The organism is Rhodoflexus sp., assembly GCF_053489755.1.
In genome coordinates this window covers 1-18102 of sequence record NZ_JBRCHD010000036.1, presented here as the reverse complement: position 1 = coordinate 18102, position 18102 = coordinate 1, and the positions used below count along the sequence as shown (strand labels likewise).

Here is an 18102-nt window from a genome sequence, read left to right as displayed (position 1 = left end):
GCGTCTTAGCCCTGATTTTGGCTGAGCAATTGTTGCTGCCATTTCCACGCAGAATCCATCATTTCGCGAATACCAAAGCGAGGTTCCCAGCCTAAAACAGTAGCTGTTTTTCGGGTATCTGAGTAAACAGCTACTACATCGCCTGCGCGTGGCGGGCCTATGCGGTAGTTCAGTGGAATCCCTGTAACAGCCTCAAAAGCCTTGACTGCTTCCAATACAGAAACGCCCTCGCCGGTGCCAATGTTAAACACGTCGTAGTAGTGAGTAGCTGTTTGCCGGAACAGGTATTCTAAGGCAATGATATGCGCTTCGGCAACATCGGAAACATGGATGTAATCGCGGATGCAGGTGCCGTCGCGGGTAGGGTAATCGCCGCCTGCAATAACTAATTCGGAGCGCAAACCTGCGGCAGTTTGTGTGATAATCGGCACTAAGTTAAGTGTGGTTTGCAGTGCATCTTCACCGATCAGTCCCGACTCATGCGCTCCGGCAGGGTTGAAGTAGCGCAGTGAAATCGCTTTTACCGGACTTACTTTTGTCGTGTGGCTGATAATATCCTCGCCCATTTGCTTAGTATTGGCATAAGGCGATTCTGCTTTTTTCAGCGGAGTTGCCTCGTTTACCGGCAGTTGGTCGGCATTGCCATAAACCGAACAAGACGATGAGAAAATGAAGTGATGCACGCCGCTTGATTGGCAGGATTCCAGTAGGTTGAGCAGTGAATTGAGGTTGTTGTGGTAGTAGCGCAGCGGATTTGCTACCGACTCAGGTACAGACTTCAGCGCTGCAAAATGGATGACCCCTTGAATATTCGGATTTTCGGCAAACATGGCTTTCACAGCCGCCTTGTCGCATAAGTCAATAGCATAGTTGCGAACAGCTACGCCTGTTATCCGAGCGATGCGCGCGAGCGCCTTAGGTTTGGCATTGACAAAATTATCGCAGGAAATAACATCATAACGACCTTGTTGTAGTAGTGCAATTACAGTATGTGAGCCGATGTAACCACATCCGCCGGTTACCAGAATACAGGGCTTAGATCCTGTCATATTGTTGATGTGAATAGTCCGAATAAATAATGCTCCGATGGGAGAGAGCGTTACAAATATAACCACGCGTATGTTGATTCTTGTATTGGCTTGCTTGACTTAGCGCTCGACACCATTTTCAAAGCGCTTTTTTTCAATTTCGCGCCCGTCGGCATCGTAGTAGCGCCATATGCCGTCGGCTTTGTCGTTGCGGTAGCGCCCGCGTATTTTTATCCTGCCGTTGGGATGGTATTCGCGGTAGTCGCCGTGCTTGAATCCGTCGCGGGTTTCTACTTCGCGCCGCTTGGTGCCGTCGGGGTAGAAGTCGGTCTGTACTCTTGCGTTGATGTCGCCAATAATGAAGTCCATCTTTTTGAGCGGTTGATCCTCGTCTGTCTCTTGGCTGTCGCGTGGGGTGGTAGTCGCAATCAGTGGCGCGATCTCCCTTGCCTGTGCATTGAAACGGATCAGCAGTTGGGTGTCAAAGGTCTCATCGTCGCCAATGAGTTGCAGCCCGATGTGCTCAAAACAGTTGATGTAAGCCTTGTTGGTGTTCATGCTTGCCCATGTAGCAGGAGCTACCAGTGGGCGCATCGTAGGGAACATGACAGGCATTTGGGCGTACATGAAAATGCTGCTTGCCCGCGAAACGCGATCTATCATCTCCTGAAACTCCTTTTGTGCGCCCAGTGTGCGCCCTGCTTCATAGTCGTCAATAATATTTTTGAGCGTTTGCGGGTGGTTGCTGAAAACCACATAATCGCCGATGTAGGTAAAGTATGGGCGCTCCATTTTCTTGAAGAGTTTTTCCAGAAAAAGCCGAAAGAAAAATTTGATTGTCAGGTACTTAATCGGATAGCCCTTGTGTTCGGTTTCTATAAACTTCATTGGGGTGCGTTTGCGGATTTGTTCGCCGACAAAATCTAATTTCTCCTGCCCAATGGATTTATTTTTTGCTTTGATGAATACGGCGTAATCTTTTTCGCCGCGATTACTTTCGGGCAGCAGCTGCGCAATAGCTACTTCTTCGCCGATCCAGTTAAGGAAACTTTCGCGAAAATCTAATTTGAGAAAGCGCTCTATTTGCTGTACGTTGCGCTGATAGTCGCTCCACGCGGCTGCATCTTCCTTGTACTTCTCTTCAAAGGAATTATAGAAAACCGAAAAATCTTTGCAGGTAAGTGTCAGATAGTTAGAGGTGCGCTGCGGCAGTACTTCGTGTACAGACATGCGCCCCTGCCCTGCCTGCAAAAGTGCGCGATAATAAGAGTGTACCGAGTCGGGCAGGTTGGTCAGTCCGCTGAGTTGTAACCATTGGTTTTTTTCTATGTAGAAATTGCCGCCTGTAAATGCCAGTTCCTTGCTAATGCCGTCAATAAAATCGTTGGAGGGCATGTAGCAGCGGAAGTAATCGTCTAAATAGGCATAATTGAAAAACAGCTTGAACAGTCCGCGATTAGACGTTTTTTTGCTGACTTGCACAAATTTTGGATCTTGCATCAGTTGCGGATCACTGCGTTGCATCAGTGCGCTTTCTACCAACTTACCCTGAAAAGAACACACCAACAGATTTTCTACGAAGGCTGCCGAAATCTGCGCCCCTGATTTGCGATTGCGGAATTCGTAAATGGCGGTTTGCTCAAATGGACGGCGGGAGAGATTGAAGCCCGGGAAAGGCAGCGCCACCAGATACTCTTGCAAGAAAGTAAGTCGCGCTGCACTTTCCAGATCTATGACGAACAGGAAATCGTAGTCCAGCGGCTTATAGACATGTGCCGAGACAAGTACTGTCCGCGAGCCGAGCAATTTGAAGAGTTCATTATTTTGCTCAATGAGCGAATCGAGCGTATTTGCTCCTGCGGTCAGTTCACCGAAATAAGGCTGTTTGCGCAGATGCCGCCAGATTTCGCTGCGGCTGATTTCGCGCCAACTGTCTATCGGGTCGTCGGTTTCTATGACGTAAACTGCGTCGGCAGGTACTAAGCTCATCGCAGGCAGGTTGCCGATTTTTTGCCCAATGTAATACCAGCCTAAATACAGCAGGCTTGTAACAAATATCAGCAAGAAGATAACTTTACGCATAGCCAAAAAGGTCAGATAAATGGCGGCGGGCTTTGCGGTAATTGCTCCACCCGAAATAAACGGCAATCGGCAATAAAACCGGTACCGCACAACTACCTACAAAGATAAGATGCTGGAGCATGAATGGCTCCAACGAACGACCTTCTGAATAAAGTGCGTATTTTAAAAAAATTGCATAGCTAATGTAAGCGCTCGTCAGGACGAGACACAGGACGATCAGCCATGCTTGTTGTATGTGGAAAACACCAATCAGCAAGTAAAAGGGTAAACTTCCCAATACCGTCAGCGCCAATGATTGTTTGATTTTTTGCCAAAGAAAGCGACGTGTGTCGGCTGCATTTTGTAAGTCTAACCAGATGCGCGGCTCGCAACTGATGTAAAATGAGCCTATAATGAGCAGGTATAGCAATAGAAAAGCTACCTGCGCAACTAATGCCCAGTAGAATATTGCAGCGAGCAGCCATATGGATATGATCATCCAACCATTTCTACGGAGGCCTGCTCGCCACTCGTACATCCGGGCAGGCAAGAGAGCAAGTCTGTTACCGGTTTGTTTGTAGTCAAATGCGGGTTTGTACATATCGGGCAAAAGCCAGAGTAAAATCAGCAGCGCTACAATTCCTTGCCAGTATAGATATTGCGCCATTGCGACGAGAAAAGGGAAGGCGAGGAGCATATATTCTGCGCGCATGAGCCACGCCCAGTCGGGGCTGAGCGTTTGCAGAAAGAATCGGTCGTTGCGGCCAAAGTGCAGCCCACCGATCATAACAAGAGCTGTAGATAGCCATGCAAGCGGGCTTTGTAAAGCTACTAAACGAAAGATTGCCCAGAAGACTAATGCCGCTAGTAAAAGCAAGCGCCACCAGCCAAAGTGGAGTAGGCTGCGCCGCAAGGCTGCCATGCGCAAACTGAGCAGCGTTTTAGCCAGTAACCAAAATGATTGATGGGGGGCATTCATGCGATGTAAAATTAAGCCCTGTGGTCAGATATGACAATCTTAGCGCAACAAAAAAGCCACCCCGAGTTTTCAGGATGGCTCTTTCTGTGAGGCTCGTGGCTTAGTTTTGAGTCATCAGTTTATTAGCTGCCAGTTCTGCATCGGGAATAGGCCAGATGTAATTAGCATCGGTTGGTGCAACAGAGCCGGGCACACCCGTTTTGGCAGGCAACGGTAGCAGTAAACGATGCAAGTCTAACGAACGCAAACCTTCGCCGAGGAACTCCATGCGTCTTTCCAGTGCAATAGCTTGCAACATGTCGGCAGTATTGGCAAAAGAAGTATAAGTAGCATCCGGAGCCGAACGACCGCGTACCGCATTGAGTAATGCCAGCGCCAATGGATCTACTGTGTTGGTAGAGCGTACCAAAGCTTCGGCATAAGTCAGCAATACGTCAGAGTAACGAGAAATCGGTACGTAGTCAGTGTATGGGTTCAAGGGGAACTTGGTCAGGAATCTTCTGCCGCCTGCTTCAACAGTCATAGCACGGCGGGCATCAGTTGCTGTCCATGCTGGATTACTTAGAATACCTGCAGGATCTAGGTTGTAATCGGCAATCGCATTCTGTGGAGGTGCAGGTACACCGAAATACGAACCTAATGCGTTTTGTACGCCCGGCAAATCGTTCAGTGTCATCGGAAAAGAGAAAATAGACTCTGGTGAGGTGTACGGAGGCACGAAGATACTTGCATAGGTAGTTGCCAGACGGTGCTGTACGCCCGAAGGTGCAGTAAAAGGAGCAGAAGTTCCGCTCACAATCTTACGGCATTCAGTAACAACGTCTGCATAACGCGCCATGCTCATCAATACGCGTGCTTTGATGGCAATGACAGCATTGCGGTGCGCACGGGTTACGTTCAGCAGAGGTGAAGGGTGGCTGGCTAATACATTCTGCTCAGCAAAGTTCAGGTCTTCGAGGATCTGAGCATATACCTGAGCTACTGTGCTGCGTGCCAAATCGGAGTTTTCCGGACCAACTTCTGCCTGTAAACGCAGTGGCAAACCGGGGCTTGCACCATTGTTTAACGGGAACGGACGCGCATAGAGATTGACCAGATAGTAGTAAGCCAAGGCACGCAGGAAACGCGCCTCGCCGCGATACTGATTAGCCAAAGTGGCGGATATTACATTTGGGTTATCTTCCAGACCTTTTAGGAAAACGTTGATGCGGTTAATGGCCAAGTAGCCGGAAGACCAAGCGTTTAGTGGCTCTGCATTGCTTGAGTTTTGGTTGTAGCTCCATGCAAACAGCGCTGTAACACCGTTACCTGTACGGTTCTGAAAGTCTTCGCCGCGTACATCCATATACACCAGCATACGACCGCCAAGAAACTGACCTGACTTAATGCTGGCATAAAGACCATTCAATTGCGCTTCGATGCGATCGGGGGTAGCAAAAGCTACACGGTCTGAAAGAGCGGTCAGCGGAACAGGCTCAAGGATTTTCTCCTGATTACATGAGGTTGCGGCTACCATCATAGAAGCAGCCAGCAACGAGGCCTTCAAATATTTTTGAATTTTCATCGCGTTTCTTCAGTTTAAATTGTTAGAAAGTAATGTTGACACCCAATGAGTAAGTACGTGCCTGAGGGAATGTATTACGGTCTACACCTGCGCCAATGTTAGTAGCAGTTGGACTCAAAGTCGCACCGTTGGTGCTTACTTCAGGATCGCTACCGGTATAATTTGTGATCACAAAGGCGTTTTGTACTTGTGCGTACAGTCTTGCATTAACTAAAGACAGTTTTTTCAACAACTCAGTAGGCAATGTATAACCCAGACTTATGTTGCGCAGACGAACGAAGTCGCCACGCTCTACGTTGCGCGTAATGGCAAAAGCAGAACCGTTGGAGAAGTTATCAGTATATACCAAGCGTGGAACTGTAGTCTGATCGCCTGGACGCTGCCAACGCTTCAGTACTTCGGTGCTGTTGTTCCACATGCGCTGATCGAGCAAACCTGCGCGAGTACCGTTGTACAGGTTGAAGCCAAATGCATATTGGAAGAATACACCCAAATCAAAGTTTTTATAGCGGAAAGTATTGTCAAAACCACCGAAGAAACGAGGGTTTGTATTGCCTGCAATCACACGATCGGTAGCTGTAGGTGCACGGGCAGGTTGACCATTATCAACAAACGTCCAGCGGGAAGCAGCGGGAGCAGCATGGTTATATTGTACTACGCGACCGTCGGCCAAGCGAAACATCGCCTGACCGTTTTCGGCATTAACGCCTACCCAAGGCACTGCAAAAATGCTACCTACGGGGTGTCCTACACGTGCAATGCTGGTCAGTTCCAAGCCGCCTGTATTGAAGAGAATATCTGCATTGTCTTGGTTCAGCGCCAGCACGCGGTTTTCGTTGGTTGTCAGGTTGAATGAACTTGTCCACTTGAAGCCGCCTTTATCAATATTAACTGTATTCAAAGTAACTTCAATACCGCTGTTGCGCATCTTACCGATGTTGGTCAAGATGTTGTTGCCGGGGATACCCTTTGAAGGGGGTTGAGGGTTACCAATGATCAAGTCTGAAATATTGTTCAGATAATAAGCAAACTCCAGATTGACGCGGCTGTTGAAGAACGAAGCATCAAAACCAATATCCGTCTTCTGGCTAGATTCCCACTTCAGGTTCGGATTGCCTGCTTGTGTGTACACCCATGTAGCAAGATCGCCATACAGACCCGAACCAAAGAAGTTCAAAGAACCGAAGTTAGGAATGTTGGTATTACCTGTTGTACCGTAGCTACCGCGCAGTTTGAAGTCATTTATAAATTCCCAGTTCAGATTTTTAAAGAAGTTTTCTTCGGATAAACGCCAGCCGCCTGAGATCGCGCCGAATGTGCCAAACTTATTGTTAGCAGAAAGCGCAGAGTAGCCGTCGCGACGTACAGTAGCGCTAAACAGATATTTGTCTTTAAAGCTGTAATTAACACGACTAAAATAAGAAATCAGACCGTTTTCTGTTTGGATGTTACCTACAGGAGGGTTATTGGTCGTAAAGTTACCCTGATAGCTGGTGAAGAAGTCATCAGCAATGCCTTGGCGCGAACCGCCCCAGCCATCAAGGTTGAACTTCTGTACCTCATAAGCTACCAAAGCCGTCAGGTTGTGGTTATCAGCAAAGGTTTTGGTGTAAGTAGCAATATTTTGCCAGTTCCACTGCAAGCTGCGCTGATAAGTATTGAAAGCAACACCCAATGGGAATCCATCGCCGTGAATACGTGTACGGAATGTGTTGTCTTCGATGTTTTGGCGGTCAATACCGTAAACACTGCGGAGAGACAATCCTTCGATTGGTCTTACTTCAATGAAGACATTACCCAAAATACGATCTGTAGAAGAGCGTCCAACGTTATTTTCCAAGTCAAACAGAGGATTCGGCCAGTTGAAACCTACGGCGTTAGGAAAGTTGTTGCCAGTCGTCGCACGGTTGTTCGGGCGATCAATAGCAGGAGTGCCGTCAGGGTTACGCACAGGGATATTAGGAGCAAGTACAATAGGTAAACGCCCCAGACCGTTGGTTGCAAATGCACCAAAGATACCTGTCTGAGGGCTGTTGTTTACTGTGTTTGTGTACTGTACGTTACCGCCTACGCTCATCCACTTGGTTGCCTGATGGTTGATGTTCATACGGGCAGAAGTACGCTGGAAGTCGTTGGCACGCAGCATACCTTCCTGATCAGAGAAGCCTACAGAGAAGAAGTAAGAGGTTTTGTCAGACGCGCCATTAATAGAAACGGTATGGTTGTGCTGGAAGCCTGTGCGGAATACCACATCGTACCAGTCAGTGTCTACCGGACGACCATCCGGGCCAAGAAACGGACGTGCAATTTCAGTTACACCTGCGTGGATAGGGTTGTTCCGATAGCCTTCGTTTTTGATTTCGATATACTGCTCTGCATTTAATACGTCAAAACGGCGGAAAGTTTCTGTCCAGCCTACCCATGAGTCGTAGTTTACTTGTGCTTTACCTTTTTTACCTGATTTGGTAGTGATCAAGATTACACCGTTTGCAGCGCGTGAACCGTAGATAGCAGTAGCCGCTGCATCTTTCAATATCTCAAACGACTCGATGTCAGCGTTGTTAATAGATGCAAGTGCATTGTTACCCGCGTTAGAAGAGCCGCTGGTATTACCCGAGATAATCGGCATGCCGTCAATAACGATCAGCGGATCGGCACCCGAAGTAATAGAGTTCGTACCGCGCACACGGATAATAGGGGCGTTACCCAATACACCGTTAGGAGTAGTGATGTTTACACCAGCAGCACGACCTTGCAGCGCCTGCTCAAATGATTGAACGGGCATGTTCAGAATTTGGTCGCCGCTTACTTTGGCAATAGAGCCGGTCAGTTCGCGCTTGGTTTGCACACCGTAACCGGTTACTACCACCTCGCTCAATACCTTGTTATCGGGTTGTAAGGTGATGTCAATTACGCTGCGGTTGCCTACTGCGGTTTCTTGCTTGAGAAAACCTACATAGCTGAATACCAGCGTTGCATTGTCAGGTACATTGATGCGGTAATTACCTTCCACATCTGTTGTTGTACCGGTGCTGGTACCCTTCACAACCACCGATACGCCCGGGAGCGGGTTGTTGTCTTCTCCGGAAACGACTTTTCCGGATACTGTTCTTTGTGCATAGGCTGTTACAGACAACATCACCATCAGCACAAAGGAACTCAATTTGAATAGTTGCTTCATTGTTTGGATTGTTTTATTTGGTGAATAAATACGCCGTTAAATTACAAAAAAGAAAAATGTTGTGCGTGCTATTGTTAAACAATTTATTGTTATTGCAAGCAACGAAAAAAATTACGATGACGCTTAAATTTTCAATATAATTGACTGTCAGTACATTGCAGGTGGCTTAAAAGCAAAAAGTGCCTCGTTGCTATGAACGTAGGCACTGTGTTAAATATGTTTTTTATGCTAAAATTTACTTGTCAGCAAACATAGCCGCCATCTACCGACAGTACAGCACCCGTCGTGTATGCACCTGCGTCAGATGCCAGATAGAGTGCTATACCTGCCAAATCTTCAGGCTGCCCGATGCGCTGGATAGGTAAATGCTTGATGGACTTGCTCAGCATTTCTTCATTTTTCCAAAGCGCTTCGCTAAATTTGGTTTGAATCAGACCCGGACAAATGACGTTGGCGCGTACTCCTGCGCTGCCCCATTCTTTTGCCATTACTTTGGTAAGCATAATGAGGGCAGACTTGCTCACGCTGTAGATGCCCAGCCCCGGCTCAGGGGTCAGCCCGCCGATGCTGCTGATATTGATAATTGAACCGCCGCCGCGCTGTTGCATAATCGGCAGCACCATTTTGCCCAGTTCAAACGGCGCTTTAACGTTGATGTCCATAATCTTATCAAAGGCGGCGCTGTCGGTATTCACTACAGGACCGAAAACGGGGTTCGTCGCAGCGTTATTAATCAGAATATCAATGCCGCCAAAAGTCGCCATCGTTTTTTCTATGAGTTGCTGCCTGTGTTCGGGGTTGCCAACATTGCAGGCAACACCTATCGCCTCGTAGCCTTTGGCTTTCAGGGCGTTGGCTACTTCATCTACTGCTTCTTGCTTGCGGCTGCTGATAACGACTTTTGCGCCGGCTTCTGCCATAATTTCCGCCATTGATTCGCCAATGCCTTTGCTGGCTCCTGTAACAATGGCTACTTTGCCATTAAGTGAGAATTTGTCTTTGAGCATTTTTTAATTGTAGTTTATCAATAGTTAAATCATTTTCATTCAGAACACCGATTTTTGTCAGATGGCACGGGTTTGCGCTGATTCTTTCTAAAAATAATCTGTGTATTTCCGCGCAACCTGCTCTTATCCGTGTACTAACTCATTTTTATTGCTCGTACAACCTCGCGCTTGAAAGGCCGTCCCGATAGCTTTTCTATCTGAAAACCAACGGCTTTCATCGTGCGGATAACCACTGATTTTGAGCAATAGGTCGTCAGGATGCCGCCCTTAGTGAGCCATCGGAAAGCGAGCTCAAAATTGGGCTGCTCCCAGAGTTCGGGCTGCTTTTCAGGGGCAAAGGCATCGTAGAAAATTACGTCAAAACTGCCTGCCCCATAGTTTGCTTCCTGCCAGCCTGTGGCAGATTTGATGAGTTGCAGGTTAGGCAAAATCTGTTGCGGCGTTTCCCAGTCGGCGGCGTGAATTTTACCAAAATACGCAGCTACTGCATCGGGCAGTTGTTCGGTGTAGTTCAGTTGCGCCAGCACATCCTCTGCCAGCGGCAAAGGCTCTAAGGTGTGATAAACGACCTCAATTTCAGGATGTTGCGATAGAAATTCAATTACTGCCAGCGCATTCAGCCCTGTGCCAAAGCCCAGTTCCAGCACCCGCACCTGCCGAAGCGAATGCCGCTGGATGGCCTCCTCCAGCCCGTAGCGCACGTACACCTGCCGCGATTCGCCCAGCGCACCGTAGCGCGAATGGTAAAACTCGCCGATGTCGGGGCGGTAGAGGGTATGCGAGCCATCAGACGATACAATCAGTTGAACCTCAGGGTGTTTCATAGCGAAGGATAGGTTGCTTTCAGGTGCTTCCAGTATTTTTTAAAGTCGCCGCCAAATTTTTGGTAAAATTCCTCTTCAAAGGCATTTTGTTGCTCGTTGTAGCGAATAAACTCCATGAAAAAGGTGTTGTTGGGCGTAAAGTTCGTAAAGTAATCACGGTAGCGGTCTGATGCAAAACCGACCGTGTCCAAAGCCTGCATAATTGTTCGGATGTGCTGCTCCTTGGCGGCGGATTTTTGGCTGTCTGCCATGTCAGGCGAAAAACTGCCGTACAGCGAATCCAAACTTTTCGAGGCCTGCAAAACAAAGCGAATGAAGCGTTTGCGGTCGCTCATGCTGTGGACGTACTGCCGCATTTCGGGCGAATCTTCGCCGTATTTGTAGCGCAGAAACAGCAGCGCACCCTGATAGCCGACAAAGTTTGCCAGATTTTCGTTGTAGTCCACATTGTTGGGCACGTAGAGTGTACCGTGCGTCAGTTCGTGGATAATCAGGTCTGCCAGATGCCCAGGGCTGCGCTGCAAAAAGTTGGACAGCACAGGGTCTTTAAACCAACCGAGCGTACTCCAGCCCAGCACTTCACTGATGTCAGTATCGTAGCCCTGCGCCTTCATGCGCTGCTCTTCGGCTTGGGCTTTGGGCAATTCAAAAAAGCCTTTGTACGAAAAACTGCCCAACAGCGGAAAACGCCACTCGTAGGCATTTAATTCATAAGGCGGACAGGCAGTCAGCACCCAAAGGATGGGCTTGCCCTGCTGGTCGTAGAAAGTTGTGTAGTTTTTGGAAGGGTTTAGCCCGATGCTGTCTTCGGCAAAGCGGCGGATTTCCTGAATCAGTTGCAACTTTTGTTTCAGCGAATCAGGAAAAGCAGCATCTGCCAGCACCTCCTCAATTGGACGCGCTTCCCACAGGATTTTTGCCTGTCCCCGCGCCTGCATTAGCCCGTATTGCAACAGTTCCCACTGCCAGACTATCAACACCGCAACAATACCAAACATCACAAGCATCCACTTGCACTTTTGCAACTTCATCTATTTGCGTCGTTTTTTTCTGAATAGATCCTTGATACTTTTGCCAAATTCATCAATTTTTTCTATTGGTTTGGTAGAAACGATCGGGTAAGTCGTATTGATGTCGCTTATTTCCTGTACGCCTGCTTGCACCGGAAACACAAGAATAAAGTTGTTTTGCTGGAAGTACTTGTTCAGATAATGGGGAATTTTTGTCATGCTTGCACTGTAAGAGGGGTGGTCTTTGCGGCTCATAACGATAATCATGCCGTCGTCGGGTTTCAAATCGCGCGAAAGAATCAGGAAATCTTCCCAATCGGTGAATGTTACAAAGTCGCAATCTATCATCTGCTGTCGCTGCATGTCGCGGGCGTGTTGCAACACCTCCGCCGAGCCGTAGAAAACCAATTTCGCTCCCGTATTTTTCCCCAGACTGCGGATGCGGTTGAGCCAAAGCGTTAAATCCAATTTCTTTCTCTGCCTTTTCGGGGATAATGACCAAATAGCGCCTGATGGTTGCCAAGGGCTGTACTGCTTTACAAATCAAGGTTGTAACATTGTTTTTTGCCAGAATACCTTCGGTAAGCGTTCCCAGAAAACTATCGGAAAGGGCTTTTTTCTGATGCAGCCCCATCACCATATCCGTAATCTTGTGCTCGCGGATGATGCCTGCAATACCGCTGGATACGTTCTGGTCGTAGCGCAGCAGTTCGTTCATGTAAGTATCGGTAGCAGCAGCTACTGTGGTTGCTTTTTCCAGCACTTTGCGGGCGTTGCGCTCTGCGGTTTCGTCCGTTTCCAAGCTGTTGATAACCGTTAGGGCATAGAGTCCACGCTGGTTGTTTTTGGACTTGATCGCTAGGCTGAGTTGCACCAGTTCGTCGGTGGTTTCGGGGTTGCGCAGCGGGATGAGGATGCGCTCCTGCGGCTCTTCGGAAGTTTCCGTCGGTGCTTCGCTTTGTTCTTGCAAAGCGATATTTCTTGCGCCTTTTTGCGCGACAAAGGAGGCAACGGTGCAGGTTACGAGAATCATCAGGATAGTTCCGTTGAGTACCGCATCGCTCAACAAACGAATCGGCTCGCCCGTTTCGGTTTTTCCGAGGATAATATTATAGCCAACCAGCACTGCTGCTAGCGTTGCGGCTGCCTGCGCATTGCTCAAACCGAAAATCAGCCGCCGCTCGTCTATGCTGAATCGGAAAGTTTGCTGTGTCAGCCACGCCGCTGCATATTTAGCAACATTGGCAATGATGGTCATAAACAAGGCAACTTTAATCGTTTCCCAATCCTTGATAAATGCGCGGAAATCAATCAGCATCCCTACGCCAATCAGGAAAAAGGGGATGAAAATTGCATTGCCGACAAATTCTATGCGGTTCATTAGCGGGGAGGTGTGCGGCACTAACCTGTTGAGCGCCAAACCTGCCAGAAACGCGCCGATAATACCCTCTATGCCCGCTATTTCTGCCAGTACTGCGCCCAGATACATCATGACAAGCACGAAAATGTACTGCGGAATGCTTTCCGCAAAGCGTTTGAAAAACCACCTGCCAATGATAGGGAATGTAAACAACACCACAGCTCCAAAGAGGAGAATAGACACGGAAAGTTTGACCCAAAACTGCCAGCCAACCACTCCGTTAGTCATGCCCACGATCACTGCCAGCACAAGGAGCGCCAGCGTATCAGTAATGACTGTGCCGCCAACAGCAATGGCCGCGGCGCGGTTTTTGGCAACGCCGAGCTTGCTCACCAGCGGATAGGCAAGCAGCGTGTGCGAAGCAAACATACTGGCCAGCAACACTGAAGTCGGCAATGGAAAATTCATCAGATACAGCCCGCCCAGCGTACCCAGAAACATGGGAATAACAAAGGTATATGCCCCAAAAACGATGCTTTTAGAAGCATTTTTCCTGAAATCTGCCAAATCTATTTCCAGCCCTGCCAGAAACATAATATAGAGCAAACCTGTTGTTCCGGGAATAATAATGCTGCTGTCGCGGTTCATCAGGTGCAATCCGTTGGGGCCAATGACAGCGCCGGCAATGATCAGCCCCAGCAAATGCGGAATGCGTATTTTATTCAGCAAAATAGGCGCAAATAAAATAATGCAAAGGATGACGAGAAAGCGCAGAATAGGGTCGTTTAGCGGGAGGGTAATTTCAAATATGTTAAGTCCTAACGGCATTAGCAAGAGAGATTTTTATTGAATTAACACAAATTTCACAGATTGTTCCACACAAAGTTTATAAGGAGCGGTTTTTTTACAGGTACTTTGTGGTACTAATAAGTTGAAGCCCTATGATAATGCGCTACTTTTTTATTGGATTGATTTATTGGTTGGGTGTGGCAGGTAGTGCGCTCGCTCAAATCATCAAGATTAAAGGCAGCGATACAATGTATCCGCTAATACGAGAGATCACCGATTTGTACGGAAAAAACGTACAGCCGGAGGGAGGAGGCAGTATTGCAGGTATTAGTGCGCTGCGCGAAGGCAAAGCAGATATAGCAATGGCATCGCGAGGTTTGCAGTCAACGGAAAAAAGTGTATTAGACGGGCAAGGAAATCCGGCACATGCTGTCGTCGTTGCTTACGATGCGCTTTCGTTTATCGTACATCCCGAAAATCGGATTTCTAAGCTCACACAGGCACAATTGGAAGACATTTTCAACGGCGTAGTTACCAACTGGAAGCAAGTAGGTGGTGTAGATTTACCTATTCAATTAGTTGTTCGGGAAGCCACATCGGGTACCAACGAGTTCGTGAAAGACGTAATCATGCACAAGAAAAGCTTTCCCGCAGGTGCCAAAGTCTGTGTCGGCACTTCTGCCGTTATTCAGGCAGTAAGCCAGGACATAGGCGCCATTGGTTTCGTCGGCATTGGCTATCTGGAGGAAATCGTAAAGCCGCTGGCAATAGCAGCGGGTAAAGGCAACAACTTTGTAGCGCCTTCTTTTAAAACAGCGCTCAACAGAACCTACCCCCTCGTCCGTCCGATGTATTTCATCTACCTTAAAAATCAGGAAAATAAAGTTAAGCCGTTTTTAGATTTTGCTTTGTCGCCGCTGGGGCAAAAAGCTGTCGTACACAAAGGCTTTATCCCTGCTGGTCATGGCAATAGGTAAAAGCCTTTCAACTGCGTAGCTGCATGTTCACACAAACAACGATTCGTTTTCGCCTTTGGTTGTCGCTGGGCATTTTTGCCAGCATCACCTTGCTGATGCTGCTGGTAATGTTTTGGTTTGACGGTCGGCAGCGCAAGGTGCGTCAACTAACCGATGTCTTGCGGCAAATGAATCTGGAGGTAGAGCGTGCAGCCAAATTAGAAAAAGACTTTTATATTATTGAAACGATCAACCCTGAATTTTATGAAACGGGGGAGAGCAAACTCGTTGCCCAGCACAGTGCTGTACTGGAAAATGTCAAGGAAAAATTAATCTCGCTTCGGAGTAATCCTATGCTGCGCGATGCTGCATTAGATGCTGCACTGGATAGCATTGCTACAGAAATAGATATTTTCAATGCTACATTTGACAGCCTTGTTATGATGCAGAAGAAGCGGGGCTTCAAAAATTTTGGATTGGAAGGCGAGGTACAGGGAGCAATCAACCGCGTTGCTAATTCGGGTTACAATCTTGATGAGCTGCTGATATCCAACATTCGCAAGTTAGAAAAGGACTTCCTGATGCAAAAAAATCCGGCCTATGTCGGGCGGATCAAAGTGCTCGCCGATTCGCTGGCTGCTAAAGCGACACGAACCATTCGGGAGCCTGTCGGACGTGAATTTGTCATCAGTTCGCTGGAGCAGTACCGCTCAAGTCTGGAAAAATTAGTTGAAAACCAGCGTATTATTGGCATTCCCGGTCAGTATGGTTTACAAAACGACCTTATGCTCATTTCAACGCGCATAGAAGATCGCATTGCCGCCATAGATCGCGCCATAGAAGATCGGGCGCAGGCAATGAGCAAAAATTTGCGCATTACGCAGTTGGTTCTTTTCGTACTGCTGTTGGGGCTGATGTTTTCGCTGGGCTTTTCCCTGATGCGCAGCATTAGCCGCCCGCTGCGCGCGCTTTCCGATTCCATTCGCGAAGTGGTTGATAGCCGGTTTGACCGAAGCAAGCAGATTTTTCAGACAGATGTGCAAGATGAGGTTGGTTTGCTATCTAAAAACTTTGCTTACCTGTTGGAGATGTTCTATCGCCGTACTGATGAGGTAGAGCAGCAAAAAGAGCAACTGCAAGCCTCTAACATGCGCCTGATTACTATCCGCAAAATGGGGCAACGCATCAGCGCGGTTTTAGATGTAGAAGAACTCATTCGCACCCTGCACGAAGAGTTATCTACCGAAATGACTGTGCCCACGCTCATGGTCTGCATTGCCGACCGGCATAATCGCCTGATTGCCAAAGGGTATCACAACGGACAATGGATAGAAGGTCTGCGTCTTCATACGGAAACAGACCATAATCATGTGGCAGTATGTGTATTTCGGACACAGCAGAAAGTCATCAGCGGGCGATGGCAAGATGAAAACACTAACAGACTCATGCCATTTTTCCCCGAAGAATTGCCGCAAACCATTGTCGGCTTGTTCATGGTTGCCAAAGAAAAAACCCTTGGTTCATTGATTATCCAAAGCCCGCAGCCCGATGCCTTCAACGAAGTGCAGTTGAGTATCATCCGCAATATGGCCATTTATACTACTATTGCCTTAGACAACGCCTTACTCTATGAAAGCATGGAGGAAACCGTGCGGGAGCGCACAGCGGAGGTTTTGGCGCAAAAAGAGGAAATAGAACGCCAAAAGTGCGAACTGGAAAATGCTTTTGCCGACGTGAAACGCCTCAGTGAAATCGGCAAAGCTGTCAGCAGCTATCTGGATGCCGATAAAATCGCCGAACAAGTCTATAATCGCGTCAATGAGCTAATGGATGCCGATATATTTGGCATAGGAATTTTGCGCAGCGAAACTAATACGTTAGAATTTATCGGCGTTATGGAAAATAACCGACGCCTACCTACTTTCAGCTATTCGCTGGATAACCTGCAAAGTCTTGCTGTTGATGCTGTAAAAAGTGAGCGCGAAATTATCATCAATCACTGGCAAAAAGAGGTGGCTCAATATCCCATGCCGGATCTGCCCGACACAGGCAAACGCCCCCAATCGCTTGTCTATATTCCGCTGCGCACCAAAAACGCCACGATTGGCGTTCTGACGGTGCAAAGTTTTCAGGCAAACGCCTACAACGACTACGACCTGAACCTGCTGCGCAACCTTGCTATCTACGTGGCTATCGCACTGGAGAATGCCAATGCCTTCGGCGAAATTGCCCGCCAACGCGAAAGCATTCAAAAAAGCAACGAAAAAATAACGGCAAGCATCAACTACGCCAGCCGCATTCAAAGCGCTATGTTGCCCGATTTGGCCGAAATCAGCCGCTGCCTGCCCGATTCGTTTGTTCTCTTCCGCCCCCGCGATATTGTCAGCGGCGACTTCTACTGGATGCAGGAAAAAGACGGCAAAATACTGCTTGCCGCAGTGGACTGTACCGGACACGGCGTGCCGGGCGCGTTCATGAGCATGATTGGCATTGACCTGCTCAACGAAATTGTCAATGGGAAAGGCATTACCCAACCCGACCTAATTTTAAATTTGATGCACAGACGTATTCGCCAAGCGCTCAAACAGGAGGTAACACAAAACCGCGACGGCATGGATGTTGCCCTATGTGCTATTGATAAAAAAACAAAAAAAATAACATTCTCAGGCGCAAAAACATCCATTGTTTACTGCCAGCACGACCAGCTACTGGAAATCAAAGGCGACAATGTACCCATCGGCGGCTTGCAGCGCGAACAAGACCGCACTTTTACCCGCCACGTAATTACTACGGAAACGCCTACCACATTTTACCTCTTCACCGACGGCTACAAAGACCAGTTTGGCGGCGATAACAACACCAAACTAACGGCGCGTGCATTCAAACAACTGCTGTTCAGTATGCACAAGCAGCCTGCCGAAACGCAGAAAACGCTGCTCACCAACCATTTGGAAGAGTGGATGGGCGCTCATCCGCAATTGGACGATATTTTGGTAATGGGAGTGAAGATATAGTTTGCCGTTTGGTGTAATTGAGCGATAATTTTCGTAGTTTTTGGAAATGCAGTTAACCGAGTTGTTTGCTAATAACTTGATAATCAGTTATTTACGAATCAAGAGAGAAAAAAAGCAAGGATTAGCGAAAAACGGCTAACTTTGGATTTGTACTTTTTAAAAAAGTCATTTTTGCTTATGCTAATCCTTACAGCACACAAATTAATACAGATTTTCAGCCGCTGATGGAACAACGCTCTCATCATCCATCGTAAACTGCGTACTTATTTTCCGCAGCGGCGTGCAACGTCTGCCTTCTTATGAACGCTTTGTTGCCTTGAAAAAGCACT

At 47.9% G+C, this 18102-nt stretch carries 11 protein-coding genes; 2 read left to right on the top strand and 9 right to left on the bottom strand.

Going from position 1 to position 18102, the window contains the following annotated elements:
- Positions 1-5 precede the first annotated feature (5 nt).
- The 9 genes from galE to ACWIP2_RS07815 all read right to left on the bottom strand — a co-directional run bounded on the left by galE (position 6) and on the right by ACWIP2_RS07815 (position 13842).
- Positions 6-1115 (bottom strand): UDP-glucose 4-epimerase GalE, encoded by a 1110-nt coding sequence (gene galE, locus ACWIP2_RS07855; protein WP_448519368.1) that lies wholly within the window; start codon positions 1113-1115, stop codon positions 6-8.
- A 33-nt stretch (positions 1116-1148) separates the two neighbouring features.
- The gene (locus tag ACWIP2_RS07850) at positions 1149-3110 is read right to left on the bottom strand and encodes a DUF3352 domain-containing protein (RefSeq protein WP_448519367.1); all 1962 of its coding nucleotides are present in this window, start codon (positions 3108-3110) and stop codon (positions 1149-1151) included.
- Complete coding sequence (locus ACWIP2_RS07845; RefSeq protein ID WP_448519366.1) at positions 3103-4068, bottom strand: hypothetical protein; 966 nt, start codon at positions 4066-4068, stop codon at positions 3103-3105. Before ACWIP2_RS07845 ends, ACWIP2_RS07850 begins: the two co-directional genes overlap by 8 nt.
- A gap of 100 nt (positions 4069-4168) precedes the next feature.
- The gene (locus ACWIP2_RS07840; protein ID WP_448519365.1) at positions 4169-5632 is read right to left on the bottom strand and encodes a RagB/SusD family nutrient uptake outer membrane protein; all 1464 of its coding nucleotides are present in this window, start codon (positions 5630-5632) and stop codon (positions 4169-4171) included.
- Positions 5633-5654: 22 nt separating this feature from the next.
- A complete protein-coding gene (locus ACWIP2_RS07835; RefSeq protein ID WP_448519364.1) occupies positions 5655-8813 on the bottom strand; it encodes a SusC/RagA family TonB-linked outer membrane protein in 3159 nt (1052 codons plus the stop codon).
- Positions 8814-9055: 242 nt separating this feature from the next.
- Positions 9056-9820, bottom strand: a complete 765-nt coding sequence (locus ACWIP2_RS07830) for an SDR family NAD(P)-dependent oxidoreductase (RefSeq protein ID WP_448519363.1) — start codon at positions 9818-9820, stop codon at positions 9056-9058.
- Between the two features lie 134 nt (positions 9821-9954).
- Positions 9955-10644 (bottom strand): tRNA (5-methylaminomethyl-2-thiouridine)(34)-methyltransferase MnmD, encoded by a 690-nt coding sequence (gene mnmD, locus ACWIP2_RS07825; RefSeq protein WP_448519362.1) that lies wholly within the window; start codon positions 10642-10644, stop codon positions 9955-9957.
- Positions 10641-11675, bottom strand: a complete 1035-nt coding sequence (locus ACWIP2_RS07820; RefSeq protein WP_448519361.1) for an aminopeptidase — start codon at positions 11673-11675, stop codon at positions 10641-10643. The genes mnmD and ACWIP2_RS07820 overlap by 4 nt, the downstream gene beginning before the upstream one ends.
- Positions 11676-11727: 52 nt before the next feature.
- On the bottom strand, positions 11728-13842 hold the full coding sequence (locus tag ACWIP2_RS07815) for a cation:proton antiporter domain-containing protein (protein ID WP_448519360.1): 2115 nt from the start codon (positions 13840-13842) through the stop codon (positions 11728-11730).
- Between the two features lie 119 nt (positions 13843-13961).
- On the opposite strand from ACWIP2_RS07815, the gene ACWIP2_RS07810 reads away from it, so the two are divergent.
- Together ACWIP2_RS07810 and ACWIP2_RS07805 are read left to right on the top strand one after the other, a co-directional pair.
- Positions 13962-14780 carry a PstS family phosphate ABC transporter substrate-binding protein gene (locus ACWIP2_RS07810; RefSeq protein WP_448519359.1) on the top strand — a complete coding sequence of 273 codons (819 nt, stop codon included), beginning with the start codon at positions 13962-13964 and terminating at the stop codon, positions 14778-14780.
- 23 nt (positions 14781-14803) lie between these two features.
- Complete coding sequence (locus tag ACWIP2_RS07805; RefSeq protein ID WP_448519358.1) at positions 14804-17773, top strand: GAF domain-containing protein; 2970 nt, start codon at positions 14804-14806, stop codon at positions 17771-17773.
- The last annotated feature ends 329 nt before the right edge of the window (positions 17774-18102 follow it).